This is a genomic window from Streptosporangium pseudovulgare (assembly GCF_014648055.1).
GTDB lineage: Bacteria > Actinomycetota > Actinomycetes > Streptosporangiales > Streptosporangiaceae > Streptosporangium > Streptosporangium pseudovulgare.
This window is the reverse complement of the sequence record NZ_BMQJ01000004.1, coordinates 132,003-151,277: the sequence shown is the minus strand read 5'-3', so window position 1 is coordinate 151,277 and position 19,275 is coordinate 132,003. Positions and strand designations below refer to the sequence as shown.

Sequence of the window (19,275 nt, the reverse complement as noted above, 5' to 3'; positions counted from 1 at the left end):
TCACTTCTCCAGGTAGAGGTCGGATTCGACATCGACATCGCGCAGGCTCCACAACGTGGGGAACGCCTCGGTGAGGTCATCGTCGGAGTGGCTGCACAGGAGGGCGGTGTCGGGTGCCCGTTGCTCGCTCCGCTTGAATCTCGGTTTCGCCGAATAGACCAGTGCGGGGTTGTCCTTCGCCAACTTGATCCACTCATCGATGATGTAGTCGATGTCCTCGGACGTACCTTGCCATTCGTCCGGGTCGATCTCTTCGACTCTATGCAGGATCAGGTCCTTGAGCTCCTCCAGACGGTGCTTGTGGTTCTCGACCAGCGCGGCCGCTCCATTCGGGCGGAGTTCGGGTCGGACCAGTCGGGCCAAGCCGATCAGCATGGCATGCAGCGCCCTGTCCCGCGCTCGGGAGGAGAACGGAGTCACGCTGGTCGACTCGACCTGTCGATAGAGCGCCGAGTGGTAGGAGACGAAGCTCTCGTAGTGTGAGCGGTCCCGGGACCGGCTCGCGTTGAAGAGCACGACCACCAGTCCGGGATGCCTCCGGCCCACCCGACTGCTCGACTGGATGTACTCGGCGGTGGTCTGCGGCTGTCCCGTGATCGCCATCAGCCCGAGGCGGTCCACGTCCACTCCGACGGAGATCATGTTGGTGGCCAGAACGGTATCGAACGTCCCCTCGTCGGGTAACGCCCGTTCCAGGTCCTTGAGCCGTTGCGGGACGTCACTGGAGTTCACCCGGCTGGTGAGTTCGGAGAGCAGTTCCGCTGCCCGGGGCTCCACACCGTCCCGCTCGGCCAGGAGCTTGAGACGATCCTGAACGTCGTCGAGAACCTGGAGCTCGGCCGCCGCGAGCAGACGGAGGCTGTTGAAGTAGCCGATCAGCGTCCAGTAGGCGTCCCTGACCGCCTCCTTGCTCTCGATGCGTGCGACATGGTGCAGCAGCGCCGCGTAGGCCCGGACCAGCAGGGTCGCCTGGCTGGAGCCGGGGGCGAACAGACCGACGTAACGGCGGGACGCCTTGTCCTCGGCCGGCGTCTCCACCGCGAACCAGGAGTCACGGGCGTCCAACCCGGCTGGCGGGAACTGATGCACGTCCCTTTTGAACAGTCTCTTTCCCTGGTCTTTCGCCCGACGGATCGTCGCCGTGGAGGCGATGACCTTGGGCTCGTCGGAGGCGATGTCGATCGCGGTCTCATAAAGACCGGCGAGGCTTCCGAGAGGACCGGAGATCAGGTGCAGCTCGTCCTGGACGATCAGCTCGGGAGGAGGAACGGTGCTGCCCTCGTTCCGGTTGAACAGCGCCGCCACCTCGTCCTTCCAGGCGATCTGGGCGAACTTGTCGACCGTTGCGATGATCAGGGTGGGGCGGACCTCGTAGATCTTCTCGTCGACGACGTGCACCGGGAGGGCCTCATGAAAGTCACAGGTGTCGTCCGCGCAGAAGATCCGCATATGCGAGGTCGCCACATCGACTTCGTACTGCCACTCGTCGATCTTCGTTCCGCACCACGGGCAGCTTCGCAGCTGAACCGGGTTCTCTGTTTGGAGCTTCTCACCGTCACGCAACCGCTTGATGGCGGTGGCGGCCTCCTTGAGCTTGTTCGGAGTGGCCGCAGCACCCACCCACATGCCGATCGAGATGGTCTCCCGGCCGAGCTCCGTCGGCCGCTCACCCCGGATCATCTCCATCGCGCAGATGAGCGCGGCGGCCCGCTCGAACTGCTGCAGCGTGAGCAGCCGCAGGGTGTACCGCATCAGCGCGGTGACTCCACCACCGTTGTCACCCCGACGTAGCCGCCGCAGGAACGTCGTGAACGCGATGAGGCCCAGGTACGCCTCGGTCTTGCCGCCACCGGTGGGGAACCAGAGCAGATCCGCCTTACAACGATCCGGGTGCTCGTGATCGACGATGCCGTCCAGACAGAGCAGCATGAAGGCGAGCTGGAACGGGCGCCACCGCCCGTCACGCTTGATCTCGCCTTTCCTCCCCCTCTTGATCCAGTCGGTACGGCCACGCTGGTCCGCCATCGCCCGGTTGGCATACCGGAAGGCGGTTATGGCGTCTTCGTCACGGCGAAGCGCCTCGATTCCCGAGGCCATCCGTTCGCATGCCACCTCACACTGCTCCACCTGCTCCGCGGCGGCCACGCCGTATGAAGTGGCCTGAAGCAGCCGTGCCTCTTCTGCACGTTCGGTGATCCAGGACCGATATCCCTCGACCAGGCGCCGAAGCGTGGCCAGCACATCCGCCGGCGCGGCCTTGGCGAGGAAGTCCATCTCCAGCCCTGGAATGTCGATCTCGGGGTTGGAGTCGGTGAGCAGGGCCTCCTTCGTCGGAACGAAGGAGGTCCACACGGCGCTCACCGCACCGGGACGCCCCCTGAGAAGCTCCTCATCACGAGGAGCGGGAGGAGTCCAGTCCCAGTCGGCGGCACAGCCGTGCCCGATGGCGAAGGTGGGCATGTGCCGGTAGAGAAGGCTGTTGACGTGAACTTCCTGCTCGTCGGCGCCTACCGGGACGGGCCGCTCCACGAGCGCCTTCGTGCCGGCGGGACCGGCGACGTGAACCATCGCCTGGAACAGGCAGTGGGCATCCCTGAGGTCGTATTGCCCGACCTCGAAAACGTTGAGCAGGGCGGCCGTGACGGCGACCGCTCCGGTCTTCCGGTCGGCTGCTCTGATCCGGAGTCGCAGTTCGACCCCCGGAGCGAGCTGTTCAGTGACCAGCCCCGGCGAGGTCACGTCCACCGTCACCGATTCGAGGTCCAGCATCCGGCGCCGCCACCGCAGGTCCTGGTCCTCAGTGGTGCGACGAGCCGCCCGCTGAGCCTTGACCGGCCTGCCCGCCGTGTCGATCGGGTCGTACATCGCCGCCGTGACCGTCACCGTGATGACGGATGCCGCCTTCGGATCGACCGCGAAGGTCAGTCCCATCGACGAGGGGAACTGGCGGTTGGCCATGGCGACGCCCGTGTCCGGAACATCGTCCACCGCGAAGGCTGCCGAAACCTGCTCGTTCTCAAGCTCTGCCCGATTCTCCTCGGCACGGTCGAGGTGGACATCGCGAGGAAAGAGCACGCCGGTCGCGTAGGTGGTGACCGGTGCATCGGTGAGGACCTCCTCCTCACCTCCGACCGGACCGAGCAGGTCGAGCCGCAGGCGATCGACCAGTTCCTTCCTGAACCGGTAGTGCTCAGCGTGCTTCGACACCCGCGTCCTCCTCCTGATCGGCTTTATCCCAAATGAAGTGACCGAGGCCGAACAGCCTCGGCGCGAGCCACACCCCGTACGGCCCAAGCCCGGCATTGGCGCCGGCGGCCTCGCTGCCGGCGACGGTCTCCATCGCGTCGACCCGGATGCCGGTGACGGCCCTTGGCCACCTCTCCGGCTCGTAACCGCGGCCGAGCTTCAAATGCCGGTAGAGCTGCCCATGGAATCGGTCGGATGTGACTCCGATGGGTCTTCCGTTGTGCACGACGAGGTACGGCGGGCTCTCCTGCAACCCAATGGCGGTGGTGTGCAGCCGCTCCAACACGACCTCGTCCCCCGGCCGCACTTCCGTGACGAGGTACTTCTGCACCTCGATGGGATCCGCTTCGAAATCATGGGTGCCGGCGGGCTGTTCGGTGCGCACGTCACCACCGATGATCTCGATGCCTTTCCGCATCCAGCGCTGGTAGTGGAAGCGGCCCCATCGTCCGGTCGCTTTGTCCAAACGGATGTTCTGCTTCTCCAACGCCTCCAGCCGCCACAGCTCGTCACGAGGTCGCGTCATGGCCACGTACAGGAGCCTGGCCTCCTCCGCCGGGTCGACCACCCGCCCCATCTTCTCCGCCTCTGCAGGCGAGGGCAGAGGCCCAGGATCGACGACCAGGACCCTGTCGAACTCCAGCCCCTTGGCCCTATGGAACGACGACACCACCAGGCGTGCGGGCGGCTGGGCGGTCAACTCGTCCGGTAGCCCCCCGGTCGAGATCGCCGCGCGCAGCCGGCCGAGATCAAGGCCGTTGCCGCGAACCCGCCCGGAGCCGCCCAACAACCGCCACAGCTCATCAGGAGTCGCTCCCTCGGGTACCGGCAGTTCCACGAGCAGTTCGTCGAATCGGGACCGGCTCACCAAGGAGCTCTCGCACTGCCGCATGAGCAGCCCGATCCAGGCCGGGACGGCCCGATCCTGGGCCGACCGCTGCAACCGGTGCGGAACCCCGATCTCGTGCAGCCTCTCCGAAACGACCAATGCCTGACCGTTGGTACGACAGAGCACGGCGGTGCTGCCCTCGTATTCATTCAGGGCGGCGGCGGCGAAGTCCCGATCCAGCTCACCGAAGCTGAGGGCCTGCTCCAGCGTTGACCGCAGTTCCTTGTAGTCGGCTTCGTCCTTGTCCTCCCCGGCTTCCGCGAGCGACCGCAGCCGCGCGCCGTGGCCAAGGGCGATTCTGGCCTCCTCGCTTCGTGCCCGGAAGTTCTCGGTGAGACTCAGCTCGACGAGGTCCTCCTGGAAGGTCGCACGCAACCAGTCGAAGAATCGATTGGTCTCCCCCGCCCGCTGGTCAGGGTCCTTGACCGTGAACCCGTAGATCGCCTGGGCGGAATCACCGACGACGGTGAACCCACAGTCGAAACGTTCCAGCAGCACCTCCACCAGCTCACGCCGATCTCCGACCAGGTCTTGCACCTCATCGATGACCACGTGCCGCAGGTCTTCGTAGAGGTCATCGGCGAGACCGTCATCAATGACCTGTTGCGCGCCTCTGATCCGCGCCTCGAAGGACTTACTCGGCCAGTCGCCCGCAGCGTCCACCTGGGTGAGCAACTCGAGCGCCCATGAGTCGAAGGTCCTCGCACGAACGTTTCTGGCCGCCTCTCCATGCCGGACCAGCCGACCGCTCAGCTCTCGGACCGCCGCTCTGGAGAAGGTGAGCACCAGGATCTCCCCGGCGCTCAGGTCCTCGGCTGCGACCAACCGATCCAGCCGTCGGACCAAAGTATGGGTCTTTCCTGCTCCCGCCCCGGCCGTGACCACGACCAGGGCATTCGCCGGCTGGTCCACCACGGCCCTCTGCTCCGAGGTGAGAGAAGGCGTGCTCATGTAAGCGTCGCTCACCGACGGCTCCAGAGGTACTCGAACTCGGTGAATGCGAGCTTCTTGTCGTAGTTGACGATGTTGTCCGCCACATCGAGGATGAGGCAGGTGTCCTTTCCTCCGTTCTTCGGTCCGCGTAGACCACGTCCGATCATCTGCTGGTAGCTGTTCGGGCTGTAGGTCGGCCGGGCCACGATGACCACCTCGGTGGCGGGTGCATCAAAGCCCTGAGCAAGGACACCGAAGTTGGCGAGAACCCGGATCTTTCGCTTACGGAACTCATCGATACGTGTCCGCCGGTCCGCTTCCGGAGTGGTGGCGTCGATGGAGGCGGCTCGGATGCCTCGATCGTTGAGCTTGGCCGCCATCATCTTGGCGTGGTTCACCGAGGTGGCGAACAGCAACACCGGGCCGTCCGAAGGAAGCTGCTCGATCTCATTGATGAGCGTACGGTTCCGTTCATTGTCCAATCCCAGCCGATGCTCAACGGAGTGAGGCAACCTGCCGCCTCCGAAACCGGCGGTCTCCTCCAGCTCCTCTGCACTCAGCTCGAAGGTCGCGCCCTTGAGCTGCCGGTGTTCGACTCGCGCCAACACACCCAACTCCTGAAGTTCGGCGTAAGGGTCATCCGTGAAAACCCCTTCGTCCAGCCGGTAGCGGCCGTACCGATCCGCAAGCCGGCGGGTCTCTTCTTCGTTGAATCCTCGGAAAGGCGTCGCGGTGAGTCCGACCAGGGGGCGGTTGGCCTCACGGTGCGTGATTCCAAGCCATGTGAGGAGTCTGGTGTAACGAGGGGTGATCGAGACATGGGCTTCGTCCACGATGACCAGGGCCGGGTTCCGTAGCCAGGAGTACTCCGGCTTGTCGAGACAGACTTCGAGCTTGGCGTCGGTGGCGACGACGAGCTGCGGTGTCTCCTTGATCAGGGTCGCCTCCCGGCTCTCCCAGAGCCGATTGATGGTCAGCCGCTCAGCCGGGCCCACCTTCGACCATACGAAGGACCAGCTCTGCACGGCCTGTTCGCACAGTTCACCGGACTGCGCGATCCACAAGACCGGGCGCCCGCCCAGCCCGTGCTCCTTGATGAAGCGGATCACCGCCTCGGCCGCCACTCGGGTCTTTCCTGCACCGGTCGGCAGACAGAGCATCGCCCTTGGCGCGCTGTACTGGGTGAGCAGCTTGAACATGTTCGTAGCGAGCTTCTCTTGGTAGTCATGGAGACGGGGGTAGGCCGTCGGCCCTCCGACGATCTCGATAGGACTGAGAGACTCGTTCCTCGTCCCCGCGTAGGACTCCGAGAATCCGATCTCGTTCACCAGCCGCAGGGAGTTCGTGTCCCCTCGGAAGCTCACCGCCACAGCCGGGATGTTCGCCTCGATGTCCTTACGGTAGATCCGAAGGCTTTCGGAACCGTAAGCGTTGTGCGCCAGCTCTGCGATCCTTCGGTCGTCTGCGGGGCGCCCCTTCTCGGCTTCCTCGCTCTCCAGCAGGCCCTGTGGAAGCCCCTTCTTAAGGGCATCGGAGCCGACCAGTTCCAACAGCTTCTCCGCGGGCTTCTCAGCCTTGCGGGCACGCTGGAGCCTTTCGTTCTTTCGCTGCTGCTCGCGTCGCTCCAGGACCCCCCGACAGCCGCCCATCCCCATACCGAGTTTGAGCACCCGGTCGACCTCCACAAGAGCTGCGAGGTCGCTCTCAGGGTTGAGCACGAACACATTGCGGTCCTGAGCCACGGCGGGGATCATCTTCGTCCGCATGCCGTTCGGCGTACGAGTGATCTCTTCCAGCTCACCGCAGCGGACCAGCGACCACCCCTCGACCTGGCTCCGCTTTACGGCCTTCAGATGCGGGAACTCCTCGACCAGGGGCACGGCCTCGGCCTGCTCGACCCAGCGAAGCTCTTTTTGAATGACAGCTGACGGAGCGAGCATGTGCCAGACCTCTCGCATCTGCTCCGCCGCCTCCTCCGTCGGCACCAGCAGAGCCGGCAAACGCTCCTGGATGAGGATGTCGTAGTCCGTGCGACTCGACGTGACGACGATGTCACCGTCCTCGATGTCGCTGCGCCACTCTTCTCCCACTCGGCAGCGCGTCGTGGCCCCTTCGGGCCGCCTCGCTCCCGCCTCCAAGAGCAGCGCGTAGGCCCTTCCAGGAAAAAGATCTTCCTCAGATCGGGCCACCTCTCCCATGAGTTCGGCCCAGTGTGGGTCCCGCAGTTCGGATAGGTCGTTGGGCAATGCCAGCAGGTCGGCCAGGCTCGCTGAGATCTTCGCCACCGGTAGAACACTCTGATGTTGAAGAAGCTGAGGTCCCACGCACCGGGTGGTTCGACGTACACCCTGCGATGTCTGCAGGTATCCATATGCCCGTGCCGCCCATTGAAGTGGAGACATGGTCGGGCGCCGGGTGGCCACTTGCTTACCGACCTGTATCGTCCACGTGGTCACCAGTCCGGTCTCAGGAAGTTGCTGAAGGAACGCTGCCCGACCTTCGTGGGAGAGCTCGGTGAGGAAGTGCAGAGGTCCGGCGGGGTTGGTGCCGTCGAGCTTCATGACCGACTTGGAAGGCGCGGCCGTGTCCGCCGGCAGCGAGCGACGGTAACGCTTCCATCGGCTCTCGGCGTACTCGTCGAACCAGGGCTCGTTACGCGGATCGATGCTCATCACCGGCCCGTCGCGCAACCCGAGGTCGCGCAAGATCGGCTTATCCGTGCTGTGGAACTCCAGGTCGACGGCGATCCGCTCGTCACGTGACCCGTCCGCGGGGACCACTTTCCCCGGCATCAGACAGTCACAGATACGACGGAACTCACCTGACTTCGTCCGCACCTTCAGCGCCTTGGAGGTGACGATGTCTCCCGCGCGCAGTGTGGAGAGAGTGGCCGCCGGGCCCGCTAACCGGGAAAGCTTCCAGAATGAGGTCCACTCCCGATCGGTGTAGTCACCGAACCCTCGCTCGACGACCGAGGCGAAACGGCCCGCGTAGTCGGCCTCATGGACTCCGATTTCATCAAGGGCCCGGACGACGTACGGGTCGTCGGCGTAGACCGCCTCGGCCACGTAAACCGTGTTGTCCGCGAGTCCGTCACTGGTACTGCGACGAAAGACGACATCGGAGGGGGACACCAGTTTCTGCGACTCGGTGAGGATGACGCGCGCCTTCATCGCCTGCTCGGCCATGAGCGGCTCATGGCGCTTCATGGCGGCTACGATCTTGATCGCCCTCGCCGAGGCCTCGGGAGACCGGTCTTCCACCAACGCTTCCAGCCACTGGTCGACAGACGCTCGTGAAACTTTGGTAGCGGCGGCAATGATGTGATTGGCGCTGTCACGCCTCTGCTTGGTGTTCTCTACAGAATGATGACACCAGTTCATCGGTCGCCCCGGGTGGCCGGCCCACAATTGCAACCATTCCGGACGAAGCCCTTCCGGGTGGAATCGAACCTCGGTCACTGTACCGAATACACCGTTCTGATCAGGAACGGTCGGCTTCACGGCCGCGATCGACCAGATCTTGGAGACCAGGTCTTCCGCCGCCCACTGCGGCTCCTCCCTACCACGAGCCGGCATGCTGTCGAGATGGGCGCATGGGTCATTCACCCGCGCCAGCAACGGCAGCGAATCAACGACGAGGTCCGCCATAACATTGATCAGCTCGTCATTGAAGGCGTTCTTGCTGTAAAGATTCTGACGGTCCTCGCTGGTCTTCCATGGGGCATTGTAGATACCACGCCCGGTGGTCTTGTAGTTGGTCGGAAAGAAGGCCCAGAACTCCCCCCTGTTCGACCTGCGGCTTTCTCCTCCAGCGTGGTCCTGCACCGCCCAAGAAAGCTCGATATCCGGACGGTCATGGAGTTCTCCCGCGTCCTGGAGCGATCCAGCGGAGGGACGGTGGGTTCGGACGAAAACCCGCCAATGGTCCGTACGGTCACCTTCGGAGGTCCTGGTCTCCTGAAGGCTTCGCCGATCACCCTCCACCTTCTGGAAGATCTGCCGCTTGACGACCTTCGCCGACCGTCGATCTTCCAAGGTTACGGTTCCGACGTGAGGAGAGAACAGCGAGAACTCCGCCGGGAAAGTGGCCAGGTCATTGGCGAGGCGGTTAACGGCCGACGGCTTCAAGGGCAACCGCACGACCGTGGTGGCCCACGTCAGCAGTTCGCTGAGAGTGGGGTCGACGGCAGCGGCCCGATCCCGATCGAGCGGCCGGGCCATCCGCAGCACGGGGATCTCTTCCGCGTCAGGTTGAACCTCTTTGATCCGACGGGCGGACCAGTCCCGGTCGAAACCGAAGCTCTTGTCGTCTTCCCCGCTGAAGAACTCCGGCATGTCGGTGACGCTCAGGACTGATTTCACTCCGACACCGAAGCGCCCGATCTGTCCACCCCGTTTCCGCGATACACCCATCCGAAGAATGGTGTCCACACCTTCCGCGGTGATGGGCGACCCCTGGTTCGCGCAATAAAGGTGGCTCTTGGTCAGAACAACGGCAATCTCCCCGCCCGGATCACTTCGCAGCTCATCCGCGCCGTTCTGGACAAGCTCGTAAATCTGACGATCGCCGTACCCGCCTTCTTTGATCCGGCGTTCACCGTTGGCGTGCTCTTGAATCAGTCCGGGGTCGATGCGATAGGTCTCCAGGACGCGGGCGGACTGCTCGATGACGAGTTGGAGGACGGAGGAATCTGCATTGCTCACGGCGCTGTCAACTCCTGGGGGTACGGAGCCTTTAATGGGAGCATGGATCGGCTTGCACAACAATGCCGATCAGCGGTCATGGGTGCTGCGAGTCGAGCCGGTGCGAGCACGCTCGAATACGGCTCAAGCCATGCCTGGACCGCGAGGAGAATGACGCATCAAAGACAAAGCGGCCTTCAGGTGGACCGTTCCCGTCCATCGAGGCGTAGGACGAAGATTGCCATACTCGGGCATCCATCTTCAAGAGGGAAATAGGGAAAATTCATCCTGCCGAGCGCTATGGACACAACCGACCAATGCCTCAAAAACGGGCGATAATCCCATAATGTTCCCAAATCGAAGGCCGCAAGGTCCTCTACAGCCCCCGGCGATGGGCGTCGATGACGCGCCAAGCCTCCCGAGACCGGGCTGCGACGTTCGACACCACGGGTATAGGGAAAGCCAAGCCTGGGTAGTGTCAACTTCTGTTTGACGCTAGCCTAAGCGTCAAATGAGCATGATCCTCCGGGAAGGTTCATGGATGTCAGAGGATGACAGCAGCGCACCATATGAGCCTGAGGCTTTCGGGCCGTGGCTTGGCCGGCAGTTACGACGCAAGGGGATGACCCAATCCGAGCTCGCCATCGCACTCGACGTCACCAGGGCCGCGGTCTCGGCATGGATCACAGGTAGAGCGATACCCCGCAACGACAAGATCCAGGTCATCGAGGCGGTCCTCGGTCTGGCGACAGGTTCATCCGCCACCCGAGACGAAGCACCCGACTCCAGAGGCTTGATCAACTGGTATCACCGTCCTGCGCATCCGGACGGGGGCCGAGAGTTGGGTAACGCCGCCGCCTTCGCATTCGACTCCAACCTTACGGTCCTGGCCAGAGAGGCCACTCAGAACAGCCTCGACGAACGTCACGATGCGAACCGGCCGGTCCGTGTACGGTTCATCCTTCACGAGGTCACCGGCGAACGGCTGCGCCGGCTCCAGGAGGCGCTGCGCTGGGACGACCTCGTACCGCATTTCAAAGCCGCGGCGGACACCGGCCAGAAGGTCGGTAAGGTCCTGGCCAATGGACTGCGGGAGTTCCACGAGCGGGGCAGCCTGTTACTGCTGCGGATCGATGACTACAACGCGAGCGGGTTGACCGGCCCCGAGTATGACAACGGCCGGTTCGCCGCCGTGGTGCGCCGCCAACTCGACAGTCACAAAAAGGGCTTGGCGGGTGGCTCTTACGGTCTGGGCAAGGCGACCCTCTGGGCCACCAGTCAGTTCGGCATGGTCATCATGAACAGCACGCTTTCGAAACCGCACGAAGGCCGCTGTGAACGCCGCCTCATCGGTCGCCTGGACCTCCCTTGGCGCGAGGTCGGCGGCGCCCAGTACGCGGGCCCGGCCTGGCTCGGAGAAGGCGACCTCTCACGTGAAGGGGCGGCCCGTTCCTGGTGGGCCGGCGAACGTACCGTCGAGGAGCTCTACCTCACTCGGGGGAGCAGTGACCCCGGCACCAGCTTTCTGATCGTCGGTGCTTACGACCCCTCGGGCGAGGCCACGAATCTGGAGGAGATGCATCAGGCTCTGGTCCGCGGGCTGGCGACCGGGTTCTGGGCTTCGATGGTGACCGGCCGGGACTCGATCCCCATGTTGGAGGCCTCGGTAGAGGCGCTTCGGGACGGCCAGGTCGTGGTCACCGAGGAGCGCGTCGACCCGCACCGTTACGAACCAGCCCGTGCCCGAGCCGTACGGGCGTTCCTCAACGAGGAGACCGTCTCAGAGATCAGTACCGCGGAAGACGTTCTCGCGTTGCGCTTACCTCTGACCGTGCCACCTCTCAAGGACGTCGAGAGGGCTGAGCCCGTCACGCACCCGGCGGTCTTGCTGATCACCCCGACAGAGGACGACGATGAGAAGCCGAATCGGTTGATCTGCATGCGCAGCACTCGCATGGCCGTGCTGGAGCGTGCCGTCAATGACGTGCCGTTGGGCGCCATACGGTTCCAAGCCGTGCTGCTCGCAGGTAAGGCGACCGGGTCCTCCGGTATGGACGCCGACCTGGCCGAGGCGTTCCTACGCGCCGCCGAACCTCCTGAGCACAACGACTGGAAACAGACCGAAGACCTCACATCGAGCTATGCCCGTGGCGCCGTTGCGCGTCTCAAGGAGTTCCGCAGGGCGATGCTCGACCAAGTGCGTGAGGCCGTCCGCCCCGTCGAGCATGTCAAGGAGGACGAGACCCCGCCCGTACTTCGCGAGCTGCTGCGGCTCGACCCTCCGCCATCACCGCGAAGTCCGGGTTATCCCACGGTCAAGAGCGCCACGGGATCCATCACTCAAGACGGGGCATGGGACGTCAGGGTCGAGATCAAGCTGCCTGAGCGCGATGACCCATGGTTCCTCCGGCCGCTGTTGCGTTTCGCCGCGCGCTCAGGAGCGCGGCCCGAAGTTCGGTGGGCGCAGCTCAGTGCCGTGTCGCACTGCGAAGTGACCGACGAGGGCAACCTACGCTGTGCGGCCGGCGCTCGAAGCGCCGTGTTCAGCGGGATCAGCGACGTGACGAGCCATCCGGTGACCGCGCGCATGGCCGGGGTCGAAGTGGACCTCGTCCGTGTGAAGGAGAGCGTGCAATGAAGCGACTCCTTCCCTACCAGACCGTCGTCGGCGACCTTTCACTGGAGGTTCGTGAGGCCAGGCTGGATGACATCGCCCTGCCGTACGAAATGATCTCCACCGCACAGAGGGTCGTGGCGCTGCATCGGATCGAGCGCGACGAATGGCGGAGTGCTCGGTTATCGGTGCGGGTGAGGGCTCCTGAGCAGGAGTTGCAGCAAGGACCATGGACGGGCATGGAGTGCCTGGCCACACTGTCGGAACGCCGCACCAACACGCGTACGGCCACCCGCCTTCGCTGGGAGGGGCCCGGTGAATGGTCGGGTGAGGTCGAGCTTCAACGTGATCACCACCTCGAACGGGCCGAGTTGCTCGGGCAGCTGATCGCCACAGTCGGGGACGTGCCGGGCCGCGTGATCGCCACCACCGAAGCCTCCTGGACCGTAGATCTCCAGTCCCGCACGCCCACACGGCGTGAAGAGATCCGGACCCGCTGGGTCGACTTCGGTGATGAGGACCATCCACAGCTGCACCCCTTCAAGAACGACCCGTGGACGGTCGAAGCGGTCGGTCAGGAGCCCGTTCTCTACCTGAACAGCGGATTCGAGGGCTTGAAGGCTCTCCTCGCAAGCGGACGAGCCATCGACCGACCGGCACGAGACGCGCTCGCCGCCCAGATCGCTACGGATGTGTGGACGGTGCTGTTCAATGCAGCGACGTACCAGGAAGACGGTGACACTCCTGAGTGGCCCGGCGGATGGCGTGAGTCGGTGCTTCGGCGAATGCTTCCGGATCTCTTCCCCACACACTCCCCCGACGACGCGTTGGCCGAAGTGGTGAGCCGGCACCGAACCGGAGACGGCGCTGACCTACAGACTCGCATCCTGCACGCTGCCGGGAAACAGGCCCGTAGGCCGAGGAACCTCGGCAACTTCATGCGCACGCTACGCCGTACCGGACAGGAGGAGGAGTGAGCGACATCCTCGCTCGGATCGGTCATCTCCCGGATGATGCAGCGGTCAAGTTCCTCACATCCGCGGTGCTGGAGCAGCGGGAACCTCTACCTATGGCCGCCGTCGATCGGGCGTCTCAGCCGGGACCCTGGGAGGCCGAGCCGGTGCGACAGCTTCTCGATGAGGCCATGAAACGCTTCGAGCCCGAGTCCCGAACGGCAGCGGACGCCTGGCTGGCCCCGCTTCTCCACGCGACCTTGCGCTTGACCCGCCGTGAGGCCGCCGACTCTCGGATCTGGAACCACCTGGCCCTACGGCTGGCGCCCGACTATGTGTTCTGGCGGCATCCAGGGCGACCGCCGACCCCGGCCGTCAATCGAGCACGCTTCTCCGGACCTTTCTACTCCCAGACGTTCTCTCGACTGTGGTGGGCCGCGGAGCTGTTCCGCAACGGTCCCGACTACGGACCGGTCGTGGTCGCCTGCGGTAACCAGGATGTCCTCAACACGGTGCTACGCCTTGAGGTGATCCTGCACCGGCCCACGGCTCAGGCGATCCTCCGCCTGCTGTCGACCGGTGCAGTGCGAACCGGGCGCGAGGTCAACGCGCTGGCTCAAGCGGTGAACACGGCGGGCAGCACCCTCGCCTACGAGGCGCTCGCACCCGATGCCGTTCAGGACGCCGACTCTTATCGGGACTGGATCGAGGATCTGGGAAACGTGTTGGTGCCGTACGACTCGTTACCCGACGGTCCGACGGACGGACGCGTCCCCGAACACGCCGTTGAGGCGCTGGTCCCGCTCTTCGAGCGGCTGTTCGCCGAAGCACCGGTACGTGGTCGGCCGGAACAGCAAGAGACCATCGAGTGAGCCAGCGTCTCACCAGTCTGGAGGTATGCGCGGGGGCCGGCGGCCAGGCGCTCGGATTGGAGCAGGCGGGGTTCGACCCCGTTCTGCTGGTCGATAACGACTCTCACGCCTGCGCCACCCTGCGGGTGAACCGACCGGACTGGAGGGTCCTGCAGACCGACCTCAAGGACTTCGTCGGCACCGAACATGATGGCGTCTCCGACGTGGACCTTCTCTCCGGAGGCGTGCCATCGGCGCCCTTCTCCATAGCGGGCAAGCAGCAAGGCACGGCCGACGACCGTGACCTCCTCAGAACCGCGGTCTTTCTCGCCATGGACGTCCGCCCCAGGGCGATCCTGCTTGAAACCACGCCAAGCCTGCTGACGAGTCCCGGCTTCGAGGAAGTCCGATCCTTCATCAAGGAAGAGCTGCGACACCTCGGCTATGAACTCGCTTGGAAGGTTTTGGACGCCCAACATTTCGGAGTTCCCCAGACCCGTCGCAGCAGCATCATCATTGCGATGCCGCCCACGGATTTCGCACGCTTCGAATGGCCCCGCCCTCAGGACAGCGCACCCACTGTGGGCGAGGTTCTCCGGGAGTCGATGGGTAGGAACGGCTGGACCGGAGCCGAGGCATGGGCGGTGTCGGCCAATAGGGTGGCCCCTACGATCGTGGGAGGCTCCAAGAAGCACGGCGGAGCCGACCTCGGCCCAACGAGAACGAAGCGATCATGGCTGGAGCTGGGAGTGGACGGCAGTGGCTTGGCCGATGAGGTGCCGGGTCCCGAGTTCGTCCTCAACGCCGATCTAGGCCGGCACGGCCTGCCGAGGCTCACCGTTGAGCAGGTGGCCATCCTGCAAGGTCTACCCGCCGATTGGCTCGTCACAGGCCGCAAGACGGCACGATACAGGCAGGTTGCGCAGATGTTCCCCCCTGCGATCGCCACCGCGGTGGGGCGCCAGATCTGGACGGCCCTTCAGGAGTGATCCGTCCGTGTCGGTATGACCCCTTAACCACACCGGGTCGACCTCGATAGGGTAACGCCCATGATCCCCCGTACCACCAGCCCCATCAATGTTGTCGACCTTTTCGCAGGGTGTGGTGGTTTCACACAGGGGTTTCACGAGTTCACCCTTGAACCCGACGGCCCCTCACCGTTTCGAACGGTGGGAGCCGTGGAACTCGACTTTGCGGCTGCCTCGACGTATGCGGCGAATTTCGCCGATGAGGCGGGCGGCATCTCCCACATCCATCCGGGCGACATCAAGGACTGGGATCCCGGCACGATCGACGAACCCGTCGATGTGATCTTGGGAGGGCCTCCCTGCCAGGGATTCTCCGGCCTCGGCAAGGAGGACCCCAAAGACCCGCGCAACAGGCTCTGGCGTGAGTATGTAAGAGTCGTGAAGGCCCTCCGGCCCAAGATCTTCGTGATCGAGAACGTCGACCGGTTCGTCAGGTCCGTGGAGTTCACCCTCCTCAAGGAGGCCACAGAGCCCGGAGGTGACCTGGACGACTACGTCCTCGAGTACAAGATCCTCAACGCCGCCGACTACGGCGTGCCTCAGGCCCGCAGACGAGCCATCGCCCTGGTCACGCGCCGTGATCTGATCGAGCGCCACCCGAAGCGCGAACCCCTCCAGCACCCGGCTGCTACCCATCAGAAGCCGGGGAAAGGCAAGGGAGCCGACGATCTGCCCCTCTTCGATGAGAGGCCGGCACTTCCCGGCTGGATGCCGGCTCGCACCGTCTTCGATCTCACGCCACACGAAACGAAGACCACTCATCTTCCCGACAAACCGGGTTTCGACCGCCTCGGCCGCTGGGTGCCAGGCCCGTTTCGTACCTCTGAACTGCACATCGGTCGCATCCCGACCGAGCATTCCCTCCTCCGCTACGCGGCGATCCCAGCAGGGGGCAACCGTCACGACCTTCCACCGCACCTTTCGACCAAGAACTGGATCAACCACCGCACCGGTTCCGGCGATGTCATGGGGCGTATGTATAAGGATCGGCCATCGGTGACGATCAGGACGGAGTTCTACAAGCCAGAGAAGGGGCGTTACCTCCACCCCACCGCGCACAGGCCCATCACTCATCTTGAGGCCGCTCTGTTACAGGGCTTTCCCATGGATTTCCTGTGGTGCGGGTCGAAGGTGGAGATCGCACGCCAGATCGGCAACGCTGTACCGGTCGGACTGTCCAAGGCCATCGCCGGAGCGGTGTACGAGTACCTGCGTGACGCTGATCAGATCCAATAGGGATACCGCGAGCATCACCTCTAGATTCTGATGTCCGAAGTTCACTCAGCTCGTGGCCACCGTCGACCGATAGAAGTCCTCGAAACGCTGAACAGCGGCGCTCGCGGCGAAAGGACGTAGCCGGGAGCGTACGACCTCGATGCGGTCGGTGACGCGGGCCGAGTTGATGGTGAGCGACAGCCTCAGGGACGTCGAGGCGGCCTCCGTCGCCTGCTCGATCTCGCGGGCCTGGGCGTAGGCGTCGGCGAGCCAGCTCAGGTAGAGGGAAACCTCCCGCACCCGGGTGGTGTCGTAGGCGTCGATGGCCTGGCTGAGCAGCGGCTCGGCCTTGAGCGGGCGGGCGAGTTCGGTGAAGCACCGGCCGGCCATCACATCGACCTCGGTCCGGTCCAGCCAGTAGACCCATTTGGGGTCCTCGTCGCCTTCCCGATGCTGCCCGAACGCCTCGTCCACCTCGCCGAGTGCCCGTTCAGCGGACGTGGACTCCCCCGCCTTCGCGTGCGCCCAGGCCACCCGCTCCAGCAGCAGCGCGCGGGTAAGTGGCGTGCTCGACCGCTCTGCGCCCTTCACCGCCGTTCGGGCCATGACGGTGGCCTTTCTCGGATCTCCGACGCTGGCCATCTGGTAACTCAGCGAGGACAGAAGGTTGGCGGCCACCGGTTCGTTCCCCGCGGCGTGGGCGGCCTGGATGCCCTTGACGTAGTACGCGCGGCCACGGCCATACTGCCCGGCGTCCGATATGACCCATCCCGCGAGCTGGCAGAGCTCCCCCACCGCGCTCAGCAGGCGACGACCCACATCCTCCTTGTAGGCGGCCTGCCGGAGAACCGTGGCGGTCGCACGTAGTTCCTGGGAGATGAGGGTGTGCAGGTCCGGGCCGCTGACGTAGTCGTCCAGATGCCGCAACCGATCGATACGAGCCTCAATCCGGTCGACCAGCTCATGGCCGACACGGCGACCCGCCCGGATCTCGTGGAGCTGGGGCGGCTCTACGATGAGCCATTCGTGGGCGATCCGCAGGGCGTTGTCCTCCGATATGGCCTCATCTTCCACGGTCAGTTCTTCTGCCATAGCCTCGTTGCTCTCCCTCGTCCAGCCGTCGCCGAAGAGCGACAGGTGGTCATCATTCGTGTCGGGGACGGTGACACCCAGTCTCCTGGCGCGTGACAGGACGGCCGCCTGGTCGAGTACGGCCAGCGGAACATCGAGGACGATGCTCAACCACGGCAACCAGGCCATGGGCAGCCGTCGTCCGCGTTCCCAGCGGGAGACCTCGTTGCGGGTGATCGTGGACTGCCCTGACACTCTGGCGAGCCGGTCGGCGAGGCCGGCCTGGGTGAGGTCCCTGGCCTGCCGTGCTTGTCTGATCAGCTCTTCGAGCGTCAGGCCGTCCATCACCATGCCGGCTCCCCTCGTTCATCGCTTGTAGGCCGGATCGTGGCCCCTCCGTGGGCGTACGGGGCCTCCCGGAGGCCCCTGTTCACAGGCCCCTTCGAGGCTCCTTCCATCGTCAGCCACCTGCGGTTTTCTTGGAAGAGAATTACGTCGAGTTACCAAGTCTCACCTGGGGGCGACATGTCGGACGGCACCTCGTCCTCACGTTCGGAAGAGCCGCACGGCACCGCCGAGCGGTTACGGCGGGCGCTTGAAGGACTGGGTGTCGTGGCCGATGTCCATGACGGTTACGGGCTGGTGCTCGTGTCGGTGTGGGACGGCCTGGTGGTGTGGTGCAACGGCGACCGGTTCTGGTGGCAGGCCGGGTGGGACGAGCAGCACGGGCGGCCCGCCTATGCCTCGCGGCCGGTGTCCGGGGTTGAGGAGGTCGCCCGCCTGGTCACCGCTCGCTGCGCGGAGCTGCGGCGAGTCCGGTTCGGGGAGCGGGCCGACCCGAGGCAGGCCCAGCCCGAGGAACGGGCCGACCTGCCGCGAGCTCAGGCCGGCGAGCGGGTGGCGGCGCCAATGCGGGAGCCGAAGCCGCCCCAAGGTCCCGTCTGACGGCCCGCGAATTTATCCACAGCCTGTGGAAAAAGATCCCAGGCAAGCCCCGGAACCCTCATAGTCCAAAGAGAACGGCCCCACCAAGCGAGGCCAAGTCGCCTGGCAGGGCCTTGATCGCACACTGGAGGTGCGACCCGTGTCCAACCCTAATGGAGCCGTACGGATCATCCGGGTCCGTTGGCACGCCGAGCAGCCACCCACCCCGCTTGGGTGCCGATGGTGCGGGCATCCGCCGTACGCCCACGACGCCGCCGGCCTGCCGCACCGGCCCGGCCACCTGTGGGAACAGCCCACGTCCGTCCAGGTATGCGCCCGGATGGCCGTCCGGCGACGGCTCGGTCTGTGCGACCGTCCCTTCCCCGGTACGGCGAAGCCCACCACGGCCCGCTACCCGAGGCTGTTCCACCCATCCACGGCTTCTCCGGCAGGCAGACCGGTCGCTGGATCTCCGGCGAGCAGGGCGTCCACAGGACTCCCCGCGAGCCAGGGACGGCATGCGCGGCCGACGGCGACCGCCGTCGCACCGTACGGACGGGGGCCGTACCCGCAGGACCCGTCGTACGTGCGGGACTCGCCACCAGGGTCACGCCCGCCGTACGGGAGCAGGCGCGGGGCACGTCGCGAGGGGGTGACGGTATGAGCCCGGAGCGCCGGGCCGACAGCCCGCGGGACCCGGCTCCGCGGTCCCGGCCGGACAGAAAGCCGGACAGAAAGCCGGGCAGAGAGCCGGGCCGAGAGCTGGACAGGCGGCTGGGTGGCGAGCCGGACCGGGAAGAGGTGGAGAGGGCGGCGCGGTTGTTGTCGCGGCTGCTCCGCGTGCTCGTCCGGCCTGCCGGAACGGC

At 65.0% G+C, this 19,275-nt stretch carries 10 protein-coding genes; 6 read left to right on the top strand and 4 right to left on the bottom strand.

Going from position 1 to position 19,275, the window contains the following annotated elements; all coding sequences use genetic code 11:
- Genes IEZ10_RS10370 through IEZ10_RS10360 form a run of 3 tightly spaced genes read right to left on the bottom strand, consistent with a single transcriptional unit; the run spans position 1 to position 9,774 of the window.
- Positions 1 to 3,207, bottom strand: a complete 3,207-nt coding sequence (locus tag IEZ10_RS10370; RefSeq protein WP_229811128.1) for a helicase-related protein — start codon at positions 3,205 to 3,207, stop codon at positions 1 to 3.
- The gene (locus IEZ10_RS10365) at positions 3,191 to 5,101 is read right to left on the bottom strand and encodes a UvrD-helicase domain-containing protein (protein ID WP_229811127.1); all 1,911 of its coding nucleotides are present in this window, start codon (positions 5,099 to 5,101) and stop codon (positions 3,191 to 3,193) included. The genes IEZ10_RS10370 and IEZ10_RS10365 overlap by 17 nt, the downstream gene beginning before the upstream one ends.
- Entirely contained in the window at positions 5,098 to 9,774 is a 4,677-nt protein-coding gene (locus IEZ10_RS10360; protein ID WP_189246277.1) for a DEAD/DEAH box helicase, read from the bottom strand. Before IEZ10_RS10360 ends, IEZ10_RS10365 begins: the two co-directional genes overlap by 4 nt.
- A gap of 490 nt (positions 9,775 to 10,264) precedes the next feature.
- Between IEZ10_RS10360 and IEZ10_RS10355 the strand changes: the two genes are divergently transcribed.
- Genes IEZ10_RS10355 through IEZ10_RS10335 form a run of 5 tightly spaced genes read left to right on the top strand, consistent with a single transcriptional unit; the run spans position 10,265 to position 16,435 of the window.
- On the top strand, positions 10,265 to 12,391 hold the full coding sequence (locus IEZ10_RS10355; protein WP_229811126.1) for a helix-turn-helix domain-containing protein: 2,127 nt from the start codon (positions 10,265 to 10,267) through the stop codon (positions 12,389 to 12,391).
- Positions 12,388 to 13,344 (top strand): hypothetical protein, encoded by a 957-nt coding sequence (locus IEZ10_RS10350; RefSeq protein ID WP_189246276.1) that lies wholly within the window; start codon positions 12,388 to 12,390, stop codon positions 13,342 to 13,344. The genes IEZ10_RS10355 and IEZ10_RS10350 overlap by 4 nt, the downstream gene beginning before the upstream one ends.
- The gene (locus tag IEZ10_RS10345; RefSeq protein ID WP_229811125.1) at positions 13,341 to 14,192 is read left to right on the top strand and encodes a DUF6339 family protein; all 852 of its coding nucleotides are present in this window, start codon (positions 13,341 to 13,343) and stop codon (positions 14,190 to 14,192) included. Before IEZ10_RS10350 ends, IEZ10_RS10345 begins: the two co-directional genes overlap by 4 nt.
- Positions 14,189 to 15,160 carry a DNA cytosine methyltransferase gene (locus IEZ10_RS10340; protein WP_189246275.1) on the top strand — a complete coding sequence of 324 codons (972 nt, stop codon included), beginning with the start codon at positions 14,189 to 14,191 and terminating at the stop codon, positions 15,158 to 15,160. The genes IEZ10_RS10345 and IEZ10_RS10340 overlap by 4 nt, the downstream gene beginning before the upstream one ends.
- Before the next feature lie 60 nt (positions 15,161 to 15,220).
- Positions 15,221 to 16,435: a DNA cytosine methyltransferase gene (locus IEZ10_RS10335; protein ID WP_189246274.1), complete on the top strand. Its 1,215-nt coding sequence runs from the start codon at positions 15,221 to 15,223 to the stop codon at positions 16,433 to 16,435.
- A 45-nt stretch (positions 16,436 to 16,480) separates the two neighbouring features.
- Here IEZ10_RS10335 and IEZ10_RS10330 read toward each other — a convergent pair whose 3' ends face one another.
- Positions 16,481 to 17,836 carry a helix-turn-helix domain-containing protein gene (locus IEZ10_RS10330; RefSeq protein ID WP_189246273.1) on the bottom strand — a complete coding sequence of 452 codons (1,356 nt, stop codon included), beginning with the start codon at positions 17,834 to 17,836 and terminating at the stop codon, positions 16,481 to 16,483.
- A gap of 261 nt (positions 17,837 to 18,097) precedes the next feature.
- On the opposite strand from IEZ10_RS10330, the gene IEZ10_RS10325 reads away from it, so the two are divergent.
- A complete protein-coding gene (locus IEZ10_RS10325) occupies positions 18,098 to 18,430 on the top strand; it encodes a hypothetical protein (protein ID WP_189246272.1) in 333 nt (110 codons plus the stop codon).
- The last annotated feature ends 845 nt before the right edge of the window (positions 18,431 to 19,275 follow it).